This window comes from Streptomyces sp. sk2.1, assembly GCF_008120935.1.
Lineage (GTDB): Bacteria > Actinomycetota > Actinomycetes > Streptomycetales > Streptomycetaceae > Streptomyces.
The window spans coordinates 512,416-535,592 of record NZ_RDBO01000055.1; the positions used below are offsets into that span (position 1 = coordinate 512,416).

The window sequence follows — 23,177 nt, forward strand, 5'->3', positions numbered from 1 at the left end:
GACGGGGGGCGCGGGGTGGGGGGCTTCGTCTGCAACACATCCGGAACGCTAACCGCGCGCCGTGCCGTGCCACATCGGGCCAGGGGACCAGCCGGGTCCTAGGACCCCGGCCCCGCCGGGCGGTCGGCACGGCGACGGAAACGGGCCCGGCGGCCCCCGGATAACCGGAGCGGACACGGCCCCGGCGGAACCCGGGCACGGGAACGGACCCGGGCCCGGGCACTGCAACGTCCGGATTTGCGTTCAAGAAAAGGACGGGGCGGCCCAGGAGGCCACTCGCACCCCTTTACGATCTGTTGTGACTTGAGTCACAGAGTGCAATATTAGTTGACCCTGTGTACCGACGGCACAGCTCACTGTGATTCAGTTGTGGTGACACTGCAGTAAGTACGTCGATATGAAACCTGGAGTGCTGTCGAGGTCTCGGGGAGTGCGAGCAATGGAGGCCGAGTCGGAGCCGTATGTCCGTCTTGCGACGATGCGGCAGCTGCACCAGGCCGTCGCCGATCTCAACACGGCGCGGAGCCTGGCCGACACGCTGCAGACCGTGGCCGACGGAATCGTCGGCGGCCTCGGTTACGAGCTGGCCTGTGTGAACATGGTCCGCCCCGACGGCGATCTCGTCGTCGCCGCCTTCGCGGGCAACAGCGCCGCGGAAGCACTGATCACCGGCCGGGTCGGCTCCCGCGCCTCCTGGGAGCGCAGGCTGGCGATGGGTCAGGCGTGGGACGAGCTGCGGTTCATACCGCACACCGACGGCTGGGTCCTCCTCGACGACGACGTGCCGCAGTGGCACACCGACGGGCCCGATCCCCGTTTCGAGGACGAATGGCACCCCCAGGACCGCCTCTACGCCCCGATGTACGCGTCCGGCGGCAGGTTCGACCTCCTCGGCGTCATCTCCGTGGACCGCCCCCGCAACGGCCGCCGTCCCGGCGCCTGGGGCCGGGAAGCCCTCCAGATGTACGCGTCGCAGTCGGCCATTGCGATCAGCAACGCCAAGCTGAGAGCAAACATGCAACGGGCGCTGGTCCGGCTGGAGCGGGAGCAGCAGGCGCTGCGGGCCAGCGAGGAATCCTTCCGCCAGGCGTTCGAGTACGCCCCCAGCGGCATGGCCATCGCCGAGCTGGGCGGCGACCAGCACGGCCGGCTGCTGCGCACCAACGACGCCCTGTGCCGGCTGCTCGGCCGCCCCGCCTCCGTCCTGCGCCGCTACTCCTTCGCCGACCTCGTCCACCCCGAGGACATCGGCACCCTGCTGCGCACCTCCGCCGAGGGCGGCCGGACCGAGCTGCGGCTCGGCCGGCGCGACGGCTCCTACATCTGGGTCTCGCTGCGCAACTCCGTCGTCGCCGACACCGCGGACGGCCCCCGTTTCCTGCTCACCCACGTCGAGGACATAGAGGAGCGCAAGCGGCACGAGCTGCACCTCGCGCACCGGGCCTCGCACGACGCGCTCACCGGCCTGCCCAACAGCGCCGAGCTGCGCTCCCGGCTGGGCGCCCGGCTCTGCGACCGCCCGCACGCGGCCACCCCCTCCGCGGTCGGGGCGCTGGACGCGGCCTACGGCGACCTCGACGACCCGGAGTCCCGGGCGCACGGCTACGAGGTGGACACGGCGCCCGGCGGCCCGTACGACCACCATGTGCACGCCGTCGCGCCCGATGAGGGCAACGACGACGGCACGAAGGGGCTCGCGGTCCTCTTCTGCGACCTGGACGGCTTCAAGTCGATCAACGACCGCTTCGGCCACCACACCGGTGACGCGGTGCTGATCGAGGTCGCCCGGCGGTTGACCACCTGCGTCCGCGACGGCGACACCGTCGCCCGGCTCGGGGGCGACGAGTTCGTCGTCCTCGCCGACGGCCTCGGTGCCGCGGACGCCGCGGATCTGGCCGTACGCCTGCGCAACGCCATCATTCCGCCCATTCGGGTCGACGGCCGGGCGGTGCGCGTCGGGGCCAGCTTCGGCATCGGCTGGGCCGCCTGCGGGATGACCACGGATGAGGTGCTGCGCTCCGCCGACCAGCGGATGTACATCGAGAAGCGGTCCCGGGCGAAGGTTCACCGCAGGGCGGGCTGACGTTCACGGCCACGTGGTTTCCGGTCTGTGGAGCGCTTCGGGGACCTGCGGCGACAATTCTTGGTGCGGTCCGTTCGGGGTAGGCTCGGCCGGTCGGCCACGGCTGGCAGCATTCGGCGACGGCTGGCGAGATGGTGAGGAGTGACCCAGGGATGACGGCCGGGAACAACGGCGAAAACAAGCCCGAGGACGACGATCCGTTCGGCTACCTGTACGAGGACGGACAGGCGGCGGGCGCCCAGCCGCCACGCCAGGGCGGCTACGGCTACCCGGGCCCGGCGGCCCAGCAGCCCGGCGTGCCCCGTACCTCGTACAACCAGGTGCGCACCGTCGGCGAGCGCCAGTACGGCCAGCAGCAGGTCCCGCAGCAGCCGGGGTACGGCCCGCAGCAGGCGTACGGCCGGCCGAACGCGCAGTACGCCGCCCCGGAGACCTACCCCGGTGCCGCCACCGCCCCGCAGCCGGGCGGCCACGGCCGGGCCGGCGGTCCCTCCGGCAAGGGCGGTCCGAACACCAAGGGCCTGCTGATCGGCGCGGTCGCGGTGGTCCTGGTCGTGCTCATCGGCATCGGCGCCGCGCTGATCAGCGGCGACGACAAGGACAAGAAGAAGGGCGAGGCGACCTCCTCCGCCGGTCCCGGCACGCAGGTCGAGGAGTCCCCGAAGCCGAAGCAGTCCGCCAGCTCCGAGGCGCCGGTCGAACTGCCGAAGCAGGACGCGGCGACGCTGAAGCTCGGCGGCACGGCCCAGCTGGACAACACCGTCAAGGGCGCCGAGAGCGCCAACGGGCAGTACATCAACCTCAACGAGGTGGGCCGGTCGGCGACCTGGCTGGTCGAGGTCCCGAAGGCCGGTCCGTACACGCTGTTCGTGACGTACGGGGTGCCGGGCAAGGACGCCCAGACGTCCCTCACGGTCAACGCCGAGGCCCCGCGCGGCATCAGGATGAAGAACTTCGCCAACGCGGCCGAGGGCGACCTGGAGAAGGGGTGGACGACGACGTTCGCGTACGTCAACCTCACCAAGGGCCCGAACACCCTGATGATCTCCTGCAACGAGGGCGACCAGTGCGACGCCAACCTGGACCAGCTGTCGCTGAAGGCCGGTCACGTGAAGCGCTGAGCCGCACGCGGAAGCGGTCCGGCCCCCACGCCTTCGCGGGCGAGGGGGCCGGACCGTTTCCGTACGGGGGCTCAGCCCATCAGGGCCAGGAAGCCCGCCACCGTCGCGGCCATCGCCTCGCGGCCCGGGGCGATGTACTTGCGCGGGTCGACGCCGGTGGTGTCCTCGGCCAGGTACGCGCGGACCGCGCCGGTGAACGCGGTGTTCAGGGCCGTGCCCACGTTGATCTTGACCATGCCGGAGGAGGCGACGGCCCGGCGGATCTCCTCGTCCGGGACGCCGCTGGAGCCGTGCAGCACCAGCGGGACCGGGACCGCGTCGCGCAGCCGGCCGATCAGCTCGTGGTCCAGGGCGGCGGTGCGCTCGGTCATGGCGTGCGAGGAGCCGACCGCGACGGCCAGCGCGTCCACGCCGGTGGCGCGGACGTACGCGGCGGCCTCGTCCGGGTCGGTCCGGACGCCGGGGGCGTGGGCGTCGAGCGGGGCTTCGCCCTCCTTGCCGCCGACCTTGCCGAGTTCGGCCTCGATCCAGATGCCGTGCTCGTGGCCCCAGGCCACCGCGGCGGCCGTGGCGCGCACGTTCTCCTCGTACGACAGCTTGGACGCGTCGAACATGACGGAGCCGAAGCCCTCGTCGTGCGCCCGGTGCAGCAGGTCCACGGACTCGACGTGGTCGAGGTGGAGCGCGAGCGGGGCGTCGGAGGCGCGGGCGACGGCGGCGGCCGCGGCGGCTATGGCGGAGAGCCGTCCGCCGTGGAACTTCACGGCGTTCTCGGAGATCTGCAGGACGGCGGGCGCCCCGGTGCGCTCCGCGCCGGCCGCGATGGCCTCGGCGTGCTCCAGCGTGATGACGTTGAAGGCGGCGATCCCACGTCCCTCGGCCTGGGCGGCGGAGACGAGTTCACCGGTGCTGACGAGCGGCATGCTGACCTCTTGGTGCTTCTTCGGACCCCCGCTCGGGCGGTGGGTCCGGGACGGGCGCGGCCCTGTCAGGCCGCCGGTGCGTGTTCCTCGACGACGACGCGCGGCAGCAGCTCCTCGTACGCCGCGCGGTCGAAGTCACCGGCCGTCGGGGCGAGCACGGTCGCCGTCGACAGTGCCACCGCCCGCCGCAGCCGGTCCGGCCAGCCCAGCCCCTCGACGAGGCCGGACAGCAGCCCGGCCACCGCGGAGTCGCCCGCGCCGGTCGGATTGCCCAGGACCCTGGCGGGCGGCCTCGCCTGCCAGGTCCCGTCGGGGGTGACCGCCAGCACGCCGTCCGGGCCCAGCGAGGCGATGACCCCGTGCGCGCCCCGGCGGCGGGCGTCGCGGGTGGCGCGCAGCGGATCGCGGGAACCGGTGAGCTGGGCCAGCTCGTCGGCGTTCGGCTTGATCAGGTCGGGGCGGGCGGCGATGCCCCGGCGCAGCGGTTCGCCGCTGGTGTCCAGGAGCACGGGGACGCCGGCGGCGCGGGCCGGGCGGACCAGTTCGGCGTAGGCGCCGACGTGGATGCCGGGCGGCAGGCTGCCGCAGAGCGCGACGGCGTCGGCCCCGGCGAGGAGCTCCTCGTACCGGCCGAGGAAGGCGGTCCACTCGTCGGCGGTGACGAGCGGGCCGGGTTCGTTGAGCTGGGTGGTGTCGCCGGTGGTCCGGTCGACGACGGCGATCGTGCGACGGGTGTTCCCGGTGACGGTGACGAGGGCGTCGGTGATCGGCGCGGGGGCGGTTCCCGGGGCGCCGGCCCCGTCGGGCGACGGCCCGGCCAGCAGTTCGCGCAGCACGGCCCCGGTGGAGCCCCCGGCGAAACCGGTGACCGTGGTCTCGTGGCCGAGGGCGGACAGCACCCGGGCCACGTTGAGCCCCTTGCCGCCGGGGCGCTCGGAGATGTCGCCGACGCGGTGACTGGTGTGCGGGACGAGCTTGGGGACGTCGTACGTCAGGTCGAGTGCCGTATTCAGTGTGACCGTCAGGATCACCGCGGCCGCTCCCCCGATCCCTGTCCGAGCGCCACACCGTGGACGGTATGCGCTTACTGGCTGTTTCCCAGGCGATCATGCCAAAGAGGTGACGGTCGGCCCAGACCCCCGGACCAACCGCCGTCTCTTCGTTACGTACCCCCGGTCCCGCCCGTCACGTGCCCCGGGACCGGGGAGCGGATCGGCCGGGCGGATCAGCCGAGCGGGGGCTCGACGATCCACTCGCCCCGGCGCATGACGCCCTTGAGCGCGAAGTCCGCGTCCAGGACCACCAGGTCGGCGTCCTTGCCCGGCTCCAGCGAGCCGACCCGGTCGTACACGCCGAGCAGCCGCGCCGGGTTGGCGGAGATGGACTCCACGACGTCGCCGACCGGGATCCGGTCGATGGTCACGGCCCGGTGGAACGCGGTGTCCAGGGTGAGCGTGGAGCCCGCGATCGAGTTGCCCTCGACCAGCCGTGCGACGCCGTCCTTGACCTCGACCGCGAGCGGGCCGAGCTGGTACCGGCCGTCGCCGAAGCCGGCCGCGTCCATCGCGTCGGTGATCAGCGCGACGCGGTGCGCGCCCGCGTGGTGGTAGGCCAGTTCCAGGGCGGCGGGGTGCAGGTGCGTGCCGTCGTTGATCAGCTCGACGGTGACCCGCTCGTCCTCCAGGAGGGCGGCGATCGGGCCGGGGTCGCGGTGGGCGAGCGGCGGCATGGCGTTGAACAGGTGCGTGGCGACGGTGGCGCCCGCGTCGATCGCCTCGACGGTCTGCTCGTACGTGGCGTCGGTGTGGCCGATGGCCGCGATCACGCCGTGCTCGGCGAGCAGCCGCACCGAGTCGATGCCGCCCGGGAGTTCGGTGGCGAGGGTGAACATCCTCGCGGTGCCGCGGGCCGCGTCCATCAGCTTGCGGACCTCGGCCGGGTCCGGGTGGCGCAGCAGGTCCTCGCTGTGCGCGCCCTTGCGGCACGGCGAGATGAACGGCCCCTCGAAGTGGATGCCGGCCAGGTCGCCCTGCTCGACCAGCTCGGACAGGACGCCGGCCCGATGGGCGAGGAAGTCCATCTCGCCGGTGACCGTGGAGGCGACCAGGGTGGTGGTGCCGTGCTCGCGGTGGGTGCGGATGCCGGTGAGGACCTCGTCCACGGTGCCGGAGGTGAAGGACGCGCCGCCACCGCCGTGGTTGTGCATGTCGACGAAGCCGGGAACCACCCAGTGGCCGCTCAGGTCGAGGGTGTGGGCGTCCGGTGCCGCGCTGCCCGCGATCCGGGTGCCTTCGACGATCACCCGGCCGTCCTCGACGGTCCCGGTGGGAAGCACCACCCGGGCACCTGCGAGAACCGTGCTGTCTGCGCGTCCGGCCATCAGACGGATACCTCCGTGGAGAGAAGATCCCAGGCGAGCAGCCCTGCGCCCAGGCATCCGGCGGTGTCCCCGAGGGCCGCCGGGACGATGTGGGGCAGCTTCTGGAACGTGACGCGTTCCTCGACGGCCGCACGGAGTGGTGTGAACAGGGTTTCCCCGGCCTCGGCGAGGCCGCCACCGATGATGAGCGTGCTCGGGTCGAGCAGTGTCAGCGCGGTGACCAGCCCGGCGGCGAGCGCGTCGACCGCGTCGCGCCAGACCTCCTCGGCCGCGGGGTCGCCGGACTCGACGGCCTTCGCGCAGTCCGCCGCGTCCGCCTCCGGATCGCCGGACGCGACGGCCCAGGCGCGGCTGACGGCGGCGGCGGAGGCCAGGGTCTCCAGGCAACCGCGCTGTCCGCAGCCGCAGTCCGGCCCGTCCGGCCGGACCACGATGTGCCCGATCTCGCCCGCGTACCCGTGCGCGCCCGCCTCGATCGTGCCCGCGATGCCGATGGCCCCGGCGATGCCGGTGCCCAGCGGTACGAAGAGGAAGCGGTCGGCGTCCTTGCCCGCGCCGATCCGGCCCTCGGCGAGTCCACCGGTGCGCACGTCGTGGCCGAGCGCGACGGGCAGACCGCCGAGCCGCTCGCCGAGCAACTGCCGCATGGGCACGTCGCGCCAGCCCAGGTTCGCGGCGTAGACCGCGATCCCGTTGTCGGCGTCGACGATGCCGGGCACGGCGACACCGGCCGCGACGGCGCTCTCGCCGAAGTGCTCCTCGCCGTACGTCCGCAGGTCCGAGGCGAAGGAGAGGATCGACTCCACGACGGCGTCGGCGCCGCGCTTCCTGTCCGTCGCCCGCCGCGCCTCGTGCAGCAGGGTGCCGTCGGCCCCGACCAGTGCGGCCTTCATTCCGGTGCCGCCCACATCGAGGGCGATGACGTGTTTCACGGGAAACAGTCTCGCCCGAGGAACCAAAAAGGTCTAGTCCACTATCCCAGTTTGTTGCGCGTCCATACAAAATCACGACCACACCATTGCGACCTCTTGGGGCGGCGCCCCGGGACGCGTCAGGACGTGTCGGGACGCCCCGGTGCACGTCGGTACGCTCCGGTGCGCGTCGGTACGTGTGAGTACGTCCCGGTACGGTCCGGGCGCCCCATGACGGGTCAGGGCGAAAGGATCACGCTGCGCGTGAGGTTGCGCGGGCGGTCCGGGTCGTACCCCTTCGACTCCGCCAGCTCCACCGCCAGCCGCTGCGCCCGGATCAGGTCCGCCATCGGATCGGCCGAGGGGTGCGCGACCAGCGTGCCGCCCACCCGGGCCACGTCACCGGCGAGCCCCTCCGGCAGTCGGCCGAACACCCAGGCCACCCGGTGCGGCCCGGTGATCGAGATCGGGCCGTGGCGGTACTCCATCGCCGGGTACGACTCCGTCCAGGCGCCGGCCGCCTCACGCATCTTCAGCCCGGCCTCCTGCGCCAGCCCGTACGTCCAGCCGCGTCCCAGGAACGTCCACTGCTCGGCCGAGACCACCGCCTCGTCCAGCGGCTCGGTCACCGCCAGTTCCGCGTCCACCGCGGCGGCGGCCACCGTCTTCACCCCGGCCGGAAGCGGACCCGACGCCTCCAGGCCGGCCCGCAGAAAGGCCAGCGCGGTGGTGGCGAACCGGGTCTGGACCACTGAATCCTCGTCCGCCCAGTCCAGTACGGCCACCGCGTCGGCGGCCTCCATGACCGGGGTGCCCGGATCGGCGGTCAGCGCGACCGTGGCGACCCTGCCGCGCAGCTCGCCCAGCAGCTCCAGCACCTCGGTCGTCGTGCCGGAGCGGGTGATCGCCACCACCCGGTCGTACGGCCGCCCGACCGGGAACTCCGAGGAGGGGTACGCGTCCGTCTCGCCCTGCCCGGCCGCCTCGCGCAGCGCCGCGTAGGCGATGGCCATGAACCAGGAGGTGCCGCAGCCGGTGACCGCGACGCGCTCGCCCGGCCGCGGCAGCCCGTCGAACACCGCCCCCGCCTTCGCGGCGCGCCGCCAGCAGTCGGGCTGGGTGGCGATTTCTGCTGCGGTACGCGACATGCGGAACGGCTCCTTGCGGCGTGGGGCGTGACGGTGCGGGCGGGGTCCGGTACGGGTGCGGGCCCGTGCCCGTACCGGGAGAAGGGGCCCGCACCCGAACCTACTTAGCAGTAGGCCCAGTTCGAGAGCAATGCCCCGCGGGGGCGCCCGGCACACCTGCCCCGTACGTTGCGAAAGCGATACCGACTTTGGTGTAGACCTTCGGCGAACTCCTGCGGCAGGATCGCAGCTCATTCAGGGACCCCACGACGGCGTGGCCGACGCGGACGACGCTATGGATGAGGACGGTCTGGGCTGTGCGGTTGCGCTACCGGATACTGACCGCGGTCGTGACCGCGCTGGGCATGACGGCGGCCCTGGCGGGCTGCGGGGGCGGGAACGGCGGCGGCTCGGGGGACGTCACCCTCAGGCTCGTCGCGGCCGACTACGGCACCGGCCCCGCCAACAGTTCCGAGAAGTACTGGAACCGGATCGTGAAGGGCTTCGAGGAGACCCACCCCGGCATCAGGGTCGACGTCAGCATCCGCCCCTGGAAGAGCATCGACCGCGAGGTCGCCGAACTGGTGAAGAAGGGGCAGGCCCCCGACATCGCCCAGATCGCCTCGTACGCCGACTACGCCAGGGCCGGCAAGCTCTACCGGGCCGACGAGATGCTCTCCATCCGGGCCCAGGCCAACTTCCTGCCGCGCCTGGCCGAGGCGGGCAGCGTGGACCGCACCCAGTACGGACTGCCGTTCGTCGCCAGCACCCGGCTGCTCTTCTACAACAAGAAGCTCTTCGCGCAGGCGGGCCTCGACGCCCCGCGGACCTGGGAGGACATCCGCGCCGACGCGGCGGTGCTCGGGCAGCGCGGGGTGGCCTACCCGTTCGCCCTGCCGCTCGGCCAGGAGGAGGCCCAGGCCGAGACCATGATGTGGCTGCTCGGCGGGAAGGGCGGCTACCTCGACGACAGCGGCTCGTACGACATCGACTCGGCCGAGAACGTCGAGACCCTCGAATGGCTGAAAACGAATCTGGTCGGCCGGGGCCTCGTCGGCCCCGTCGCTCCCGAGAAGCTCGACCGGGCGAAGGCGTTCGCCGCGTTCGCCGACGGCGAGGTCGGCATGCTGAACGGCCACCCGACGCTGATGCAGGAGGCCGAGCGCAAGGGCGTCTCCGTCGGCATGGTGCCGATGCCCGGCGCCGACGGCCCCGCCAGGGGCTCGCTGGGCGTGGCCGACTGGATCATGGGCTTCAAGCAGAACGGTCACCGCGCGGAACTGGGCAAGTTCTTCGACCACCTGTTCACCGACGAGAACGTCATCGACTTCGCCGACGCCTACGACCTGCTCCCGACCACCGACAGCGCCTCGGCGGCCATGGAGTCCGACCCCGCGTACAAGCCGCTGTGGAAGTTCCTGGCCGCGCTGCCGGAATCGGAGTTCTACCCGTACGGCAAGACCTCCTGGGCCCGGACCAGCGAGTCGATCAAGGAGAACATCGGCAGGGCGGTCGAACCGGGCGGCAGCCCCGGGAGCGTGCTGGGGCGGATCGCGCGCGATGCGGCCGCGGCGGAGCGCGCGAAGTAGGGCGTCACCCGGCGGGCGGGGCCTTCGGGGCCCGCCCTCGGCAGGTGGCGGTCCGCCGGACGGGCGTTATGTTGGCTGATATGACCGCCCCCACGCACGGCCCCGACGACCCGGACGGACTCTCCGACAGGGACCGCGCCGTGCTCGCCGTCGAACGGCAGTCGTGGGCGGGCCCCGGCGCGAAGGAGCGGGCCATCCGCGAGCGGCTCGGCATCTCGCCCACGCGCTACTACCAGCTGCTGAACGCGCTCCTCGACGACCGCCGCGCCCTGGCGGAGGACCCGGTGACGGTGAACCGCCTGCGCCGGGTGCGCGACGCCCGCCGGGACCGCCGCTGAAGCACGCCCCCGAGGGCAACGCCCCCGGAACGGCGCAACGGGTTCGGCCCCGCGCCCCGGCTTAGAGGGGCCGGCAGCAGGTCCCGCGGCGTCGCGGGGCTGGGGCACGCACCCCGCGGCGTTGTCGTCAATCACCATGGCTCCTTCCCCGAGCTTTCGGCTCCGCTCGAGCAGGGGAGACCCCATCTGCCTCAATCCTCCGCCTTGCGATGCACGCACCCCAGCCCCGCTCCTTCACCCGCGCCACCCACTGCCGGGCCCTCTTATAGGCTCGCCCCATGGGCAGCAACCCGGAAGAACGCGCATCCGCATCCGTGCCGAGCGAGATCCCCTCCGAGCTCCCGACCCCCGCCACCGCACCGGGCCGGGAGGCTCTCGCCGCGATCCTCGCGCGCCCCGACCGCGCCGTCGTCGCACTCGACTTCGACGGCACCCTCGCCGACATCGTCCCCGACCCGGAACAGGCCCGCGCCCACCCCGGCGCCGTCCCCGCACTGGCCGCGCTCGCCCCGAAGGTGGCCTCCGTCGCCGTGATCACCGGCCGCCCGGCCGGGGTGGCGGTCCGGCACGGCGGCTTCGCCGGGATCCCGGGCCTCGACCACCTCGTCGTCCTCGGCCACTACGGCGCCGAACGCTGGGACGCCGCCACCGGCACCGTCCACGCCCCGGCCCCGCACCCCGGCCTCGCCGCGGCCCGCGCCGAACTCCCCGGCGTGCTGGACCGGGCCGGCTCCTGGCACGGCACCTGGACCGAGGAGAAGGGGCGGGCGATCGCCGTCCACACCCGCCGCGCCTCCGACCCGCAGGCCGCGTTCGAGGCCCTGCGCGCCCCCCTGGGCGAACTGGCCGCCCGGCACGGACTCGTCGTGGAGCCCGGCAAGCTCGTCCTGGAGCTGCGCCCGCCGGGCGTGGACAAGGGCGTCGCGCTCGCCCGGTACCTACGGGAGACGGACGCCGGGTCCGTCCTGTACGCGGGCGACGACCTCGGCGACCTCGCGGCGTACGCCGCGGTGGAGAAGCTCCGCACCGCGGGCCCCGACGGCGTCCCGGGGCTGCTGGTGTGCAGCGGTGGCGCGGAGGTGCCGGAACTGGCGGACCGGGCCGACCTGCGCCTGGCCGGACCGGCCGCGGTCGTCGGCTTCCTGGCGGCCCTGGCCGCACACATCTGAGCCGACCGGGACCCGCATGGCCGGGGCCGCGCGATCGGGACCTGTACGACCGGGACCCGTACGACCGGGACCGGGCGAACCGGGCATCGCCCGTCGGCCCCGGAGGCCGTACGACCGGAGGCCGCATGGCCGGGGCCGCGCGACCGGGACCTGCACGACCGGGACCCGCATGGCCGGGGCCGCGCGAACCGGAGACCGTACGACCGGAGGCCGCGCGGTCGGGACCCGTACGACCCGGGCCGTCGGTCGGCCCGGGGCCGGGCGGTGCCCGGCCCCGCCGGCCCCGCCGCGACCCTCAGTTCCGCCGCAACGCGTCCAGCTGGTCCAGGAACCACTGCTGCGGCGGCAGCGCGACCGCCGCGGCGGCCAGCCGTTCCGTGCGCGCGGCCCGCTCGTCCTCCGCCATCGTCAGCGCCTCGTGCAGCGCCGCCGCCGTCGCGGAGACGTCGTACGGGTTCACCACCACCGCGTCGCCGCCCAGCTCCTCGTACGCCCCCGCCTCCCGCGACAGCACCAGCGCGCAGCCGTGGTCGGAGACCACCGGGATCTCCTTGGCGACCAGGTTCATGCCGTCGCGGATCGGGTTGACGAGCGCCACGTCGGCCAGCCGGTACGCGGCGAGCGAGCGGGCGAAGTCGTCCTTGACGTGCAGCACCACCGGCGTCCAGCCCGCCGTGCCGTGCACGGCGTTGATCTCGTCGGCGACCCGCCGTACCTCGTCCGTGTAGTCCCGGTACACCGCGAGGTCCTGCCGGGAGGGGTACGCGAACGCCACGTGGACCACCCGCTCGCGCCACTCGGGGCGGTCGTCGAGGAGCGCCCGGTAGGCGAGCAGGCCGCGCACGATGTTCTTGGAGAGCTCCGTCCGGTCCACCCGTACGATCGTCCTCCGGCCGGGGCCCGTCTGCTCGCGCAGTGCCGCCATCCGCTCGTCCACGTCCGCCTCGTGCGCGCGGCGGCGCAGGAAGTCCGCGTCCGCGCCGAGGCCGTGCACCCCGACCTCGGTCCGGCCGGTGCCGCCCACGATCCGGGTGCAGCAGTCGGTGAACGCGTCGGCCCAGCGCCGGGTCAGGAAGGCGGCCCGGTCCGCGCCCAGGATGCCGCGCAGCAACTGCTCGGCGATGTCGTCGGGCAGCAGCCGGAAGTAGTCGACGGGCGCCCACGGGGTGTGCGAGAAGTGCCCGATCCGCAGGTCGGGGCGGAGCGCGCGGAGCATGCCGGGCACCAGCGCCAGGTGGTAGTCCTGCACCAGCACCGCCGCGCCCCGCCCGGCCTCTTCGGCGAGCGCCTCGGCGAAGGCCCGGTTGCAGGTCTCGAACGAGGCCCACTGCCGCCGGAACTCCGCGTCGAAGACCGGCTCCAGCGGGGTCTGGTACAGCATGTGGTGGACGAACCAGAGCACCGAGTTCGCGATGCCGTTGTACGCGTCCGCGTGGACGTCCGCGTCGATGTCGAGCATCCGCACGCCCGGCTCGCCGACCCCGCGCCGGACCGCCTCCCGGTCCCCGTCGCCGAGCGCGGCGCACACCCACAGCTTGTCCTCGACGGCGCTCAGTCCGGAGACCAGGCCCCCGCCGCCCCGTCTGGCGTCGAGCGATCCGTCCTCGCCCAGGACGTACGACACCGGGCCGCGGTTGGAGGCGACGAGAACCTGGGCGGAGGGCTGGGCAGCGGGCTGGGCTTCGTGCTCGGAGGCCATGTTGCGGAATCTAGCCCGATCACGAACCGCCCAAACGTGCGAAGTCGGGCCGGTTCAGGCCGCGCGGCGCGAAACGTACTCCTCGATCTCGCGCATCGGGGGCCGCTCCTCGGTGTCCACGGCGTGGGTGCGCGGCACGAAGCCGTCCGCGCCGCGCTCGAACTGGGTGAGCTCGGGCCGCACCAAGTGGCCCCGGGACAGCCGCAGTTGGGCGGTCCGGTAGATCGTCGCCGCCATCCGGCCCAGCGCCTGCCCGTCCTGGTGCCGGTGCCTGCGCACCCCCACGTCCACCTGGGCCAGCGCGTCCAGCCCCACCGTGTGCAGCGCGTCGACCAGCAGCCCCAGCTCCACTCCGTAGCCGACGGGGAACGGCAGCTGTTCGAGCAGGGAGCGGCGCACGGCGTACTCGCCGCCCAGCGGCTGGACGAAACCGGCCAGCTGCGGCCAGTGCAGGTTGAGCAGCGGGCGGGCCACCAGTTCGGTCACCCGGCCCCCCTGGGCCGCCGTCCCGCCGGTGCCGTCCCCGAAGGGACGGTCGTACATCGCCTTCACGAACTGCACGTCCGGGTCGGTCAGCAGCGGGCCGACGATGCCGGAGACGAAGTCCGCCGAGAAGTCCTTCAGGTCGGCGTCGACGAAGCAGACGATGTCGCCGCCGGTGACCAGGAGGGACCGCCACAGCACCTCGCCCTTGCCGGGCACGGCCGGTATCCGGGGGAGTATCGCGTCACGGTGCACCACCCGGGCGCCGGCCTCCCGGGCCACCCGGGAGGTGGCGTCCGTGGAACCGGAGTCGATCACCACGAGCTCGTCGACCAGGGGGACCTTCTCCATCAGCTCGCGCCGGATCGTCGTGACGATGTCGCCGACCGTCGCCTCTTCGTCGAGCGCGGGCAGCACCACGCTCACGCTTCCGCGGCGCGGGTCCCCGGCCTTGGCGGCCAGCAGACGCTCCAACGGACGGTCGGCGGCCGACCAGGAACGCCCGGCCAGCCAGCGTTCGACCTCTTCCAGCACGGTCGATACTCCCTGTTGTGTGATCCATCTCGCGCTTCGGACTGCTGTCTCGACAGCCTGGTGCTTCGGTTACAGTCTTGAACAACGCGGATGACCGTCGCATGTCGGGGTCCATCTGCCAATAAACGCCCGGATCGAAGATCCGGTGCCAAAGAGCTCATCCAGAGGGACTGAGGGAACGGCCCGTTGAAGTCCCGGCAACCCTCCTGCCGACCGCGAGGACACGGTGGGGAAGGTGCCAATTCCGTCTTGTGGCGAAACGCGTCACAAGGAAGATGAGGAGAAAGGGCCTCCGCCACCATGGCTGTGCAGACTGTTGCAGCGAACACCGAATCCTCCGTCGACCTCGGCCCCGCCGCGGCGCTTTCCTGCCGCGAGTGCAAGGAGCGTTTCGACCTCGGCCCCATCTTCGCCTGCGCGTCCTGTTTCGGGCCGCTCGAAGTGGCGTACGACCTGCCGAGCGGTTCCCCCGAGGAGCTGAGGAAGCGCATCGAGGCCGGCCCGAACAACATCTGGCGCTACGCGCCGCTGCTGCCGGTCCCCGCGGACGTCGCGGACAAGCCCAACACCAACCCCGGCTTCACCCAGCTGGTCAAGGCCGACAACCTCGCCCGCGAGCTGGGCGTCACCGGCGGCCTGTACGTCAAGGACGACTCCGGCAACCCGACGCACTCCTTCAAGGACCGGGTCGTCGCGATCGCCGTCGAGGCCGCCCGCGCCTTCGGCTTCACCACCCTGTCCTGCTCCTCCACCGGCAACCTCGCCGGAGCGGTCGGCGCCGCCGCCGCCCGCGCGGGCTTCCGCTCCTGCGTGTTCATCCCGCACGACCTGGAGCAGGGCAAGGTCGTCATGGCCGCGGTGTACGGCGGTGAGCTGGTCGGCATCGAGGGCAACTACGACGACGTCAACCGCTTCTGCTCGGAGCTCATCGGCGACCCGCTCGGCGAGGGCTGGGGCTTCGTCAACGTCAACCTCCGCCCGTACTACGGCGAGGGCTCCAAGACCCTGGCGTACGAGATCTGCGAGCAGCTCGGCTGGCGGCTGCCGGACCAGATCGTCATCCCGATCGCGTCCGGATCGCAGCTCACGAAGATCGACAAGGGGCTCCAGGAGCTGATCAAGCTCGGTCTCGTCGAGGACCGGCCGTACAAGATCTTCGGCGCCCAGGCCGAGGGCTGCTCCCCGGTCTCCGCCGCCTTCAAGGCCGGTCACGACGTCGTACGGCCGCAGAAGCCGAACACCATCGCCAAGTCCCTCGCCATCGGCAACCCGGCCGACGGCCCGTACGTCCTGGACATCGCCCGCCGCACCGGCGGTGCGGTGGAGGACGTGGACGACGAGCAGGTGGTCGACGCCATCAAGCTGCTGGCCCGCACCGAGGGGATCTTCGCGGAGACGGCGGGCGGGGTGACGGTCGGCGTGACGAAGAAGCTCATCGAGGCCGGTGTCATCGACCCGACGCTGACCACCGTCGTCCTCAACACGGGCGACGGCCTCAAGACCCTCGACGCGGTGGCCGCCACCTCGCAGGCGACCGCGACGATCCGCCCCAGCCTGGACGCGTTCCGCGCCGCGGGCCTCGCCACCAGCTGACCACCCGAGACTTCAGGAAGGGCACCCGACCATGAGCGTGAACGTCCGCATCCCCACCATTCTCCGCACCTACACGGGCGGCCGGGCCGAGGTCCCGGCGGAGGGCACGACCCTCTCCCAGGTCATCGAGTCCCTGGAGAAGGACCACCCGGGCATCGCCGCCCGCGTCCTGGACGACCAGGGCAAGCTGCGCCGCTTCGTGAACGTGTACGTCAACGACGACGACGTGCGCTTCGAGAGCGGTCTGGAGACGGCCACGCCGGACGGCGCCGGCATCTCGATCATCCCGGCCGTCGCGGGCGGCTGCTGACAGCTCGTCGGGCCGCATCCCGAATCACCCGAACGGAATTGCCCTCTCCGGTTTCAAACCTCTCCGGGTTTGAAACGGAGGGGGCAATTCTGCATGGTTGAGCGCGGTAGAGTGTGGGAAGTCCCCCCAGCTGCCCGAGCCGCCCGCATATGAGAATGCGCCGCGTCGCGACAAGATGCAGCCAAAGTGCTCGGACTCCTTGCGCCATAAGTCAGTTTTGTCTGGCCCGACTTGCCCTGGAATATCACCAATTCCACATATTCGGGCGTTCGGCGCTGTCGAGAATTCTCGTCCGATTGACCTGTTGCAGAGGGCAGTTGGGCAGATACATTCAGCCGCGGTCGACGCGTTCCGGCGCACGCACCCTCTCCTGTCGGAGGGTGGGTTCTGACCCGGGACCGCGAAGTGCGGCCCCGCGCAAGGGCCAGTAATAGGGGAGTTAGGCATGGCTCAGGGCACCGTCAAGTGGTTCAACGCGGAGAAGGGGTACGGCTTCATCGCGGTCGACGGTGGTGCGGATGTTTTCGTCCACTACAGCGCGATCCAGATGGACGGGTACCGCACCCTCGAAGAGGGTCAGCGAGTTGAGTTCGAGATCTCGCAGGGCCAGAAGGGGCCCCAGGCGGACATGGTCAAGCTCGCCGTCGGCTGAGTACGACGCGGTCGGCCACCGACACCACTCACGCACGGAGGTCCGTACCCCCCAGGGGTACGGACCTCCGTGCGTTCCGGCACGCCGTCGCGCGGCGGGCCTTCCTCGAAGGCGCTTGCACTCTCCATGGTCGAGTGCTAATTATTGGCGTTAGCACTCTCCAGGTGAGAGTGACAGAACTTGGATCGGGCCGGTGAGGCCCGCAGACCGGCGGGGCAAGGAACCGCCGGTCACGCAGGCCGTCCGTCGCGGGCGCCTCCCGGTCCGGAGAAATCCACCCCTGTCCGGGAGGACCACTTCACATGGCCAAGATCATCGCGTTCGACGAGGAGGCCCGGCGCGGTCTCGAGCGCGGCATGAACCAGCTCGCCGACGCCGTCAAGGTCACCCTTGGCCCCAAGGGTCGCAACGTCGTCCTTGAGAAGAAGTGGGGCGCCCCCACGATCACCAACGATGGTGTTTCCATCGCCAAGGAGATCGAGCTGGAGGACCCGTACGAGAAGATCGGTGCGGAGCTGGTCAAGGAGGTCGCCAAGAAGACGGACGACGTCGCCGGCGACGGTACGACCACCGCCACCGTTCTGGCCCAGGCGCTCGTCCGCGAGGGTCTGCGCAACGTCGCCGCGGGTGCCAACCCGATGGCCCTCAAGCGGGGTATCGAGAAGGCCGTCGAGGCCGTCTCCGCCGCCCTCCTGGAGCAGGCGAAGGATGTCGAGACCAAGGAGCAGATCGCTTCCACGGCCTCCATCTCCGCCGCCGACACCCAGATCGGCGAGCTCATCGCCGAGGCCATGGACAAGGTCGGCAAGGAAGGCGTCATCACCGTCGAGGAGTCCCAGACCTTCGGTCTGGAGCTTGAGCTCACCGAGGGCATGCGCTTCGACAAGGGCTACATCTCGGCGTACTTCGCCACCGACATGGAGCGCATGGAGTCGTCCCTCGACGACCCGTACATCCTGATCGTGAACTCCAAGGTCAGCAACGTGAAGGACCTCCTTCCGCTGCTGGAGAAGGTCATGCAGTCCGGCAAGCCGCTGCTGATCATCGCCGAGGACGTCGAGGGCGAGGCCCTGTCGACCCTGGTCGTCAACAAGATCCGCGGCACCTTCAAGTCCGTCGCCGTCAAGGCCCCGGGCTTCGGCGACCGCCGCAAGGCCATGCTCGGCGACATCGCCATCCTCACCGGTGGCACGGTCATCTCCGAGGAGGTCGGCCTCAAGCTGGAGAACGCCGGTCTCGACCTGCTCGGCCGCGCCCGCAAGGTCGTCATCACCAAGGACGAGACGACGATCGTCGACGGTGCCGGTGACAGTGACCAGGTCCAGGGCCGCGTCAACCAGATCCGCGCCGAGATCGAGAACAGCGACTCGGACTACGACCGCGAGAAGCTCCAGGAGCGCCTCGCGAAGCTGGCCGGCGGCGTGGCCGTCATCAAGGCCGGTGCCGCGACCGAGGTCGAGCTCAAGGAGCGCAAGCACCGCATCGAGGACGCGGTGCGCAACGCCAAGGCCGCCGTCGAGGAGGGCATCGTCGCCGGTGGTGGCGTGGCTCTGCTCCAGGCCTCGGCCGTCTTCGAGAAGCTGGAGCTCTCGGGTGACGAGGCGACCGGCGCCAACGCCGTGAAGCTGGCCCTGGAGGCCCCGCTGAAGCAGATCGCCGTCAACGGTGGTCTCGAGGGCGGCGTCGTCGTCGAGAAGGTGCGCAACCTGGCCGTCGGCCACGGTCTGAACGCCGCGACCGGCGAGTACGTCGACATGATCGCCGAGGGCATCCTCGACCCGGCGAAGGTCACGCGTTCCGCCCTGCAGAACGCCGCGTCCATCGCCGCGCTGTTCCTCACCACCGAGGCCGTCATCGCCGACAAGCCGGAGAAGGCCGCCGCGGCCGCCCCGGGCGGCATGCCGGGCGGTGACATGGACTTCTGATCCTGACGGATCGGCAGTTCCCGCACAGCTGTGCCGCGCAGGCCCCCGGACCACCTGGTCCGGGGGCCTGCGCCGTTCCCGGTACTTCTGCCCGCGGCGCCCGCCCGCCGCGGGAGCCGGTCGCCCGCTACGGGAGCCGGTCGAGCAGCCAGGTGGAGAGTTCCTCCGTCACCAGGGCGTGGCCCTCGTTGCGGGAGGCGAGCTTGAACTCGTCCAGGCCGCTGGGCTCGTACGGGAGCCGGGAGATGTCCATGTACAGCTCGTCGTCCGTGTCCAGGTCGCCGATGTCCACCGCGCTGACGGACGGCACGAAGCAGTGCGAGCGGATGCGCACGTCGGTCTTGAGGCCGAGCGGGGCGGCGAGCGCGTTGAGCCCGTCGGCGAGGATGCCGAACCCTTCCAGCGTGCCGCCGGGCGCGCCGTCGATGGACGGCAGTCCCGCCGTGCGGACCTCATGGGTCCGCTCCGTCACCACCCGCAGCCGCGCGGCGAGTCCGTCGTCACCGGGGGACTGGGTGTAGAGCCTGGTGCCCGCGATCGACGGCCCCCTGCCCTCCAGGGCCAGTTCGCCCGCCCGCACGTCGGTGCCGATGCCGTCGGCCGTCCCGTTGGCGACCCCGATCAGCCGCGGCCTGCGCGGCCACTCGCCGACCGCCCGCATCTCGGCGAGGAAAGCGGTGCGTTCCGCGCTCCGTTCCGGTGCGCCGTCCCACTCCCCGATGTGCCGCCACAGCAGCTGACGGGCGGCCGGGCTGTTGATCTGGTCGGAGAACCGGCTGTCGAGGTCCCTGATGTAGTGCGCGAACGCCTGGAGCGCGAGCGGAACCCAGGCGCCGCGGTGCGGGCTGTCGTACGAGAAGTACAGCCCCGTCCGGTGGTCGACGTCCCGGCTCTCCATCGCGGCCAGCGCGTGCCGGGTGACCAGGCCGCCCGTGCCGAACCCGCCGACGGCCAGCGGGGTGCGGCCCCGCTGCTCCGCGGCGGTGCGCAGGATCGCGGCCCGCGCGGTCGTGGAGTTGTCCGGAATCGACGCGCCGCGCTCGCGGAAGCCGAGGAGGACGACATCCCGGCCGCGGCGGCGCAGCTCGCTGATGAGCGGGTAGTCGCCGAACTCCATGGTCCCCCAGGCGGACACCAGCTCGCTGGGCCCCGTGCCGAAGCCGTCGGCGACGATCACGGGCCGTACGAGTGCCTTGTTCCCCTCGCCGAGGTAGACCCGGGCGGAACCGCCCGGCAGATCCCATACGGCACTGGGCCGCAGGGGGAGGGAGCTGTGCGGTTCGGCGTCGAGGCGGGCCGGGGCGGCGGGGCCGGGCTCGGACGCCCCGGCCTCCGCCACCAACCGCTCGAACTCCGGCGTGACCCGGGCGACGGTGCCCGGGCCGAGGACGATCTGGTACGTGTCGTCCTCGACCACCCCCATGACGGCGGGGACCGCCTTCAGGGCCTCGTCGTCGACGAGCGAGCGGTCGTGCAGACCCAGCCGGAGCCGGGTCATGCAGTGGGCGATGGAGCTGACGTTCGCGGCGCCACCGACGAGCGGGAGGATCGCGGCGGCGGTGGCGCTGTTCTTGTCCTGTGTTGCCATGGTGCGTGGTGCCTTGCTGTGGGGGGTGCGGGGTGGAACCGGTGGGTCAGGTGGTGCGAGGGGCGGCGGCCAGGGCGGTACGGAGATGGCCGTCGGAGGAGGCCAGCAGTGCGGCGGCGGTGGGGCCGTCGACCTGGCCGAGGATGGTGAGGATGGCGTTCTTCACCTCGCCGTCGGTCGCGGCGAGCGCGGCCTCGATCTCCTCGTCGGACGCCCCGGTGGCCAGCGAGACGATCCGGCGGGACCGGGCGCGCAGCTTCTCGTTGGAGGCCCGGACGTCGACCATCAGGTTCCCGTACGTCTTGCCGAGCCGGATCATCGTGATCGTCGAGATCATGTTGAGGACGAGCTTCTGGGCCGTGCCCGCCTTGAGCCGGGTGGAGCCGGTGAGCAGCTCCGGGCCGACGACGACCTCGATGCCGTGCTCGGCCGCCGCCCCCAGCGCGGAGTTCGCGTTGCAGGACAGGCCGAGCGTCAGGGCGCCCTTGCGGCGGGCGTGCTCGACGGCGCCGATCGCGTACGGCGTGCGGCCGGAGGCGGAGATGCCGACCACGGTGTCGTCGGCGCCGAGGTCCAGGGCGTCGAGGTCGGCGGCGGCCAGCTCCTTGCTGTCCTCGGCGCCCTCGACGGCCGTGACCATGGCGGTCGGGCCGCCCGCGATCAGGCCGACGACCTGGGACGGGTCGGTGTTGAAGGTGGGCGGGCACTCGCTGGCGTCCAGCACGCCGAGCCGGCCCGCCGTGCCCGCGCCCGCGTAGATCAGGCGCCCGCCGCGCGCCATGCGTTCCGCGATGCCGTCGATCGCGGCCGCTATCTCGGGCAGTCGGGCGCCGACGGCGTCCGGGACGGACCGGTCCTCGCCGTTCATGATGCGGGCTGTCTCAAGGGTGCTCAGCCGGTCGATCTCGGCGAGCTCGGGCCGGAACGCCTCGGTGGTGAGCGTTTCGAGCTGGGCGCGCAGATCCCCGTGGTCGTCGGGGCCGGCGGGGGTGAGGTCGGCGATGGAGGTCATGGAGGGTGACTCTGCCTTTTCGGTCTCGGGCTCGTACGGTTCCGCGGATGGGGGGTTCGGGGTGAACGGGCGGGGCGGCCGTTTCGTACGTACGCTGTGCCACGCCTATGAACAGGCAGTCGACGACGAGGAGTTGGCTCGTACGGCTCGACATGGCGGCGGGGCGCAGCTCGCTCTCCCGGGCGGTGGACGTGGTCAGTACGTGGTCGGCGTACTGCGTGACCGGGCCGTCGGGGCGGCCGGTGATCGCGACCGTCGTCGCGCCGCGGTCGAAGGCGACCCGCAGCGGCTCGATGACGTCGACGGTGGAGCCGGAGTGCGTGATCGCGATGGCCACGTCGCCGGAGCGGAGCTGCACGGCGTTGGTCACCGCCAGGTGCGGGTCCGTGTGGGCGTGCGCGATCAGCCCGATGCGGGCCAGCTTCTGCGCGAGGTCCTGGCCGACCAGGGAGGAGGCGCCCACACCGTAGATGTCGATCCGCCGGGCGGTGGCGGCGGCGGCCACGGCGGCGCCGAGCTGGACGGTGTCGAGCCCGGCGGCCGTGTCGGCGAGGGTCTGCTGCTCGTCGTAGGCCAGCTTGGCGACCACGTCGGCGATCGGGTCGTCGACCGCTATGTCCGCGGTGACGGCGGGCGCGCGCCCCGACTGCTGGTGCGCGGCGAGCCCGGCGAGGGCCAGTCGCAGATCGCGATAGCCGGGATAGCCGAGGAGACGGGCCGTGCGGACCACGGTCGCCTCGCTGGTGCCGGTGAGTTCGGCGAGACCGGTGACCGTGAGGGCGGCGCAGCCCGCGGGGTCACCGGCGACGGCCTCGGCGACGCGCTGCATGGAGCGGGTCATGGACGGCGCGAGCGTGCGCACCTTGGCCGCGAGGGCCGCCGGGGCGGGCGGGGAGTCGGCGCTGAAACTTTCCTTCAAGTCGTTGGTCACATTTGAAAGATATTTTCAACCGGGTTGCCCGTCAACCCCCCTTTTGGACCTGCGTCCAGGCGGCGCCGTTCCGGCGGGGTCACGGGGGCGCCCGGGGGGCGCTTCGGACAGCGCGGAAACGGCGGGGGCCGGCGCGTGAGGCCCTTCCGGGGGCGGAGCGACAATGGGGCCATGGAGATGAACCCCTTGGAACAGGCGCTGCACACGGCCCGTGCACTGGTCATGGCCGATCTCGCCGCGGGTGACGTCGCCGAGGCCGGGATCGTCTCGTTGGTCGAGGACGCGGTGACCCACCGCCGCTGGTGGGTCGAACAGTGGCCCGACGGGGCCGAGTTCGTGGTCGGGCTCGTCGCCCAGGACGTGCAGGACGCGCTGCTCGAACGGTACGGGCGGTGGCCGCTCTGCCCGGTCTGCGACGCGGGCGACCCGCACGCCCTCGACGTCGAACCGGAACTGGGCCCGGACCCGCACTGGGTGTGCACCAAGGCGGCCGTGGCCGTGGCGCCGGTCGGCTCGCTCGACGGGATACCGCGCCGGTGACGATCTACATCGACCCGCCTCAGTGGCCGGGGCACGGGCGGCTGTGGTCGCACCTGGTCAGCGACGTGTCCTTCGACGAGCTGCACGTCTTCGCGGCGTCCATCGGCTGCCCGCCGCGCGCGTTCGAGCGGGACCACTACGACATACCGGAGGAGCGGTACATGGACGCGGTGCGGGCCGGGGCGAAGGAGATCGGCCCGAAGGAACTCGTCCGCCGGATCACGGAGGCGGGACTGCGACGCCCCAAGGGGCGCCCCGCCCCCAAGGGA

Annotated in this window: 20 protein-coding genes, 1 pseudogene and 1 riboswitch; of the genes and pseudogenes, 11 read left to right on the forward strand and 10 right to left on the reverse strand. The window is 72.1% G+C overall.

The window, feature by feature from the left end; genetic code table 11:
* The first annotated feature begins 439 nt into the window (after positions 1-439).
* Together cdgB and EAO76_RS19675 are read left to right on the forward strand one after the other, a co-directional pair.
* On the forward strand, positions 440-2,083 hold the full coding sequence (gene cdgB / locus EAO76_RS19670) for a diguanylate cyclase CdgB (protein ID WP_148837207.1): 1,644 nt from the start codon (positions 440-442) through the stop codon (positions 2,081-2,083).
* Positions 2,084-2,235: 152 nt separating this feature from the next.
* Entirely contained in the window at positions 2,236-3,204 is a 969-nt protein-coding gene (locus EAO76_RS19675) for a carbohydrate-binding protein (protein ID WP_148837208.1), read from the forward strand.
* A gap of 71 nt (positions 3,205-3,275) precedes the next feature.
* Here EAO76_RS19675 and EAO76_RS19680 read toward each other — a convergent pair whose 3' ends face one another.
* From EAO76_RS19680 to EAO76_RS19700, 5 genes are all read right to left on the reverse strand, one after another.
* Positions 3,276-4,127 carry a class II fructose-bisphosphate aldolase gene (locus EAO76_RS19680; protein WP_148837209.1) on the reverse strand — a complete coding sequence of 284 codons (852 nt, stop codon included), beginning with the start codon at positions 4,125-4,127 and terminating at the stop codon, positions 3,276-3,278.
* Positions 4,128-4,192: 65 nt separating this feature from the next.
* Entirely contained in the window at positions 4,193-5,158 is a 966-nt protein-coding gene (locus EAO76_RS19685; protein WP_148837210.1) for a 1-phosphofructokinase family hexose kinase, read from the reverse strand.
* Between the two features lie 194 nt (positions 5,159-5,352).
* Positions 5,353-6,507, reverse strand: a complete 1,155-nt coding sequence (gene nagA / locus EAO76_RS19690; RefSeq protein ID WP_148837211.1) for an N-acetylglucosamine-6-phosphate deacetylase — start codon at positions 6,505-6,507, stop codon at positions 5,353-5,355.
* Entirely contained in the window at positions 6,507-7,439 is a 933-nt protein-coding gene (locus EAO76_RS19695) for an ROK family protein (protein ID WP_148837212.1), read from the reverse strand. Before EAO76_RS19695 ends, nagA begins: the two co-directional genes overlap by 1 nt.
* A 218-nt stretch (positions 7,440-7,657) precedes the next feature.
* Positions 7,658-8,566, reverse strand: a complete 909-nt coding sequence (locus tag EAO76_RS19700; protein ID WP_148837213.1) for an SIS domain-containing protein — start codon at positions 8,564-8,566, stop codon at positions 7,658-7,660.
* 278 nt (positions 8,567-8,844) lie between these two features.
* Between EAO76_RS19700 and EAO76_RS19705 the strand changes: the two genes are divergently transcribed.
* The 3 genes from EAO76_RS19705 (at position 8,845) to otsB (ending at position 11,641) form a co-directional block, all read left to right on the forward strand.
* Positions 8,845-10,134 carry an ABC transporter substrate-binding protein gene (locus EAO76_RS19705; RefSeq protein ID WP_148837214.1) on the forward strand — a complete coding sequence of 430 codons (1,290 nt, stop codon included), beginning with the start codon at positions 8,845-8,847 and terminating at the stop codon, positions 10,132-10,134.
* An 80-nt stretch (positions 10,135-10,214) separates the two neighbouring features.
* On the forward strand, positions 10,215-10,472 hold the full coding sequence (locus tag EAO76_RS19710) for a DUF3263 domain-containing protein (protein ID WP_148837215.1): 258 nt from the start codon (positions 10,215-10,217) through the stop codon (positions 10,470-10,472).
* A gap of 278 nt (positions 10,473-10,750) precedes the next feature.
* Positions 10,751-11,641, forward strand: coding sequence for a trehalose-phosphatase (gene otsB / locus EAO76_RS19715; RefSeq protein WP_148837216.1), 891 nt, complete (start codon positions 10,751-10,753; stop codon positions 11,639-11,641).
* A gap of 295 nt (positions 11,642-11,936) precedes the next feature.
* On the opposite strand, the gene EAO76_RS19720 is transcribed toward otsB, so the two are convergent.
* Both EAO76_RS19720 and EAO76_RS19725 read right to left on the reverse strand, forming a co-directional pair.
* On the reverse strand, positions 11,937-13,340 hold the full coding sequence (locus EAO76_RS19720; protein ID WP_148837217.1) for a trehalose-6-phosphate synthase: 1,404 nt from the start codon (positions 13,338-13,340) through the stop codon (positions 11,937-11,939).
* A 54-nt stretch (positions 13,341-13,394) separates the two neighbouring features.
* Entirely contained in the window at positions 13,395-14,357 is a 963-nt protein-coding gene (locus tag EAO76_RS19725; RefSeq protein WP_148837218.1) for a glucosyl-3-phosphoglycerate synthase, read from the reverse strand.
* Positions 14,358-14,511: 154 nt separating this feature from the next.
* Positions 14,512-14,639: riboswitch (SAM riboswitch) on the forward strand.
* A gap of 18 nt (positions 14,640-14,657) precedes the next feature.
* On the opposite strand from EAO76_RS19725, the gene thrC reads away from it, so the two are divergent.
* The 4 genes from thrC to groL all read left to right on the forward strand — a co-directional run bounded on the left by thrC (position 14,658) and on the right by groL (position 18,837).
* Entirely contained in the window at positions 14,658-15,950 is a 1,293-nt protein-coding gene (gene thrC, locus EAO76_RS19730) for a threonine synthase (protein WP_148837219.1), read from the forward strand.
* A 31-nt stretch (positions 15,951-15,981) separates the two neighbouring features.
* On the forward strand, positions 15,982-16,260 hold the full coding sequence (locus EAO76_RS19735; protein ID WP_148837220.1) for a MoaD/ThiS family protein: 279 nt from the start codon (positions 15,982-15,984) through the stop codon (positions 16,258-16,260).
* Positions 16,261-16,705: 445 nt separating this feature from the next.
* Positions 16,706-16,912, forward strand: a complete 207-nt coding sequence (locus tag EAO76_RS19740) for a cold-shock protein (RefSeq protein WP_003967346.1) — start codon at positions 16,706-16,708, stop codon at positions 16,910-16,912.
* Between the two features lie 302 nt (positions 16,913-17,214).
* Entirely contained in the window at positions 17,215-18,837 is a 1,623-nt protein-coding gene (gene groL / locus EAO76_RS19745) for a chaperonin GroEL (RefSeq protein ID WP_072487928.1), read from the forward strand.
* 127 nt (positions 18,838-18,964) lie between these two features.
* Here groL and EAO76_RS46360 read toward each other — a convergent pair whose 3' ends face one another.
* The 3 genes and pseudogenes from EAO76_RS46360 to EAO76_RS19760 all read right to left on the reverse strand — a co-directional run.
* Positions 18,965-20,425, reverse strand: a complete 1,461-nt coding sequence (locus EAO76_RS46360) for a PTS transporter subunit EIIB (protein WP_262375596.1) — start codon at positions 20,423-20,425, stop codon at positions 18,965-18,967.
* 46 nt (positions 20,426-20,471) lie between these two features.
* Positions 20,472-21,437 carry an N-acetylmuramic acid 6-phosphate etherase gene (murQ, locus tag EAO76_RS19755; RefSeq protein WP_148837221.1) on the reverse strand — a complete coding sequence of 322 codons (966 nt, stop codon included), beginning with the start codon at positions 21,435-21,437 and terminating at the stop codon, positions 20,472-20,474.
* Between the two features lie 70 nt (positions 21,438-21,507).
* Positions 21,508-22,368 (reverse strand): annotated as a pseudogene (locus EAO76_RS19760) (MurR/RpiR family transcriptional regulator); the annotation flags it as partial.
* A 171-nt stretch (positions 22,369-22,539) separates the two neighbouring features.
* Between EAO76_RS19760 and EAO76_RS19765 the strand changes: the two are divergent.
* Complete coding sequence (locus EAO76_RS19765) at positions 22,540-22,908, forward strand: hypothetical protein (protein WP_148837222.1); 369 nt, start codon at positions 22,540-22,542, stop codon at positions 22,906-22,908.
* The coding region (locus tag EAO76_RS19770) for a DUF4031 domain-containing protein (protein WP_148837429.1) at positions 22,905-23,177 on the forward strand (273 nt) is incomplete at its 3' end. The genes EAO76_RS19765 and EAO76_RS19770, both read left to right, overlap by 4 nt.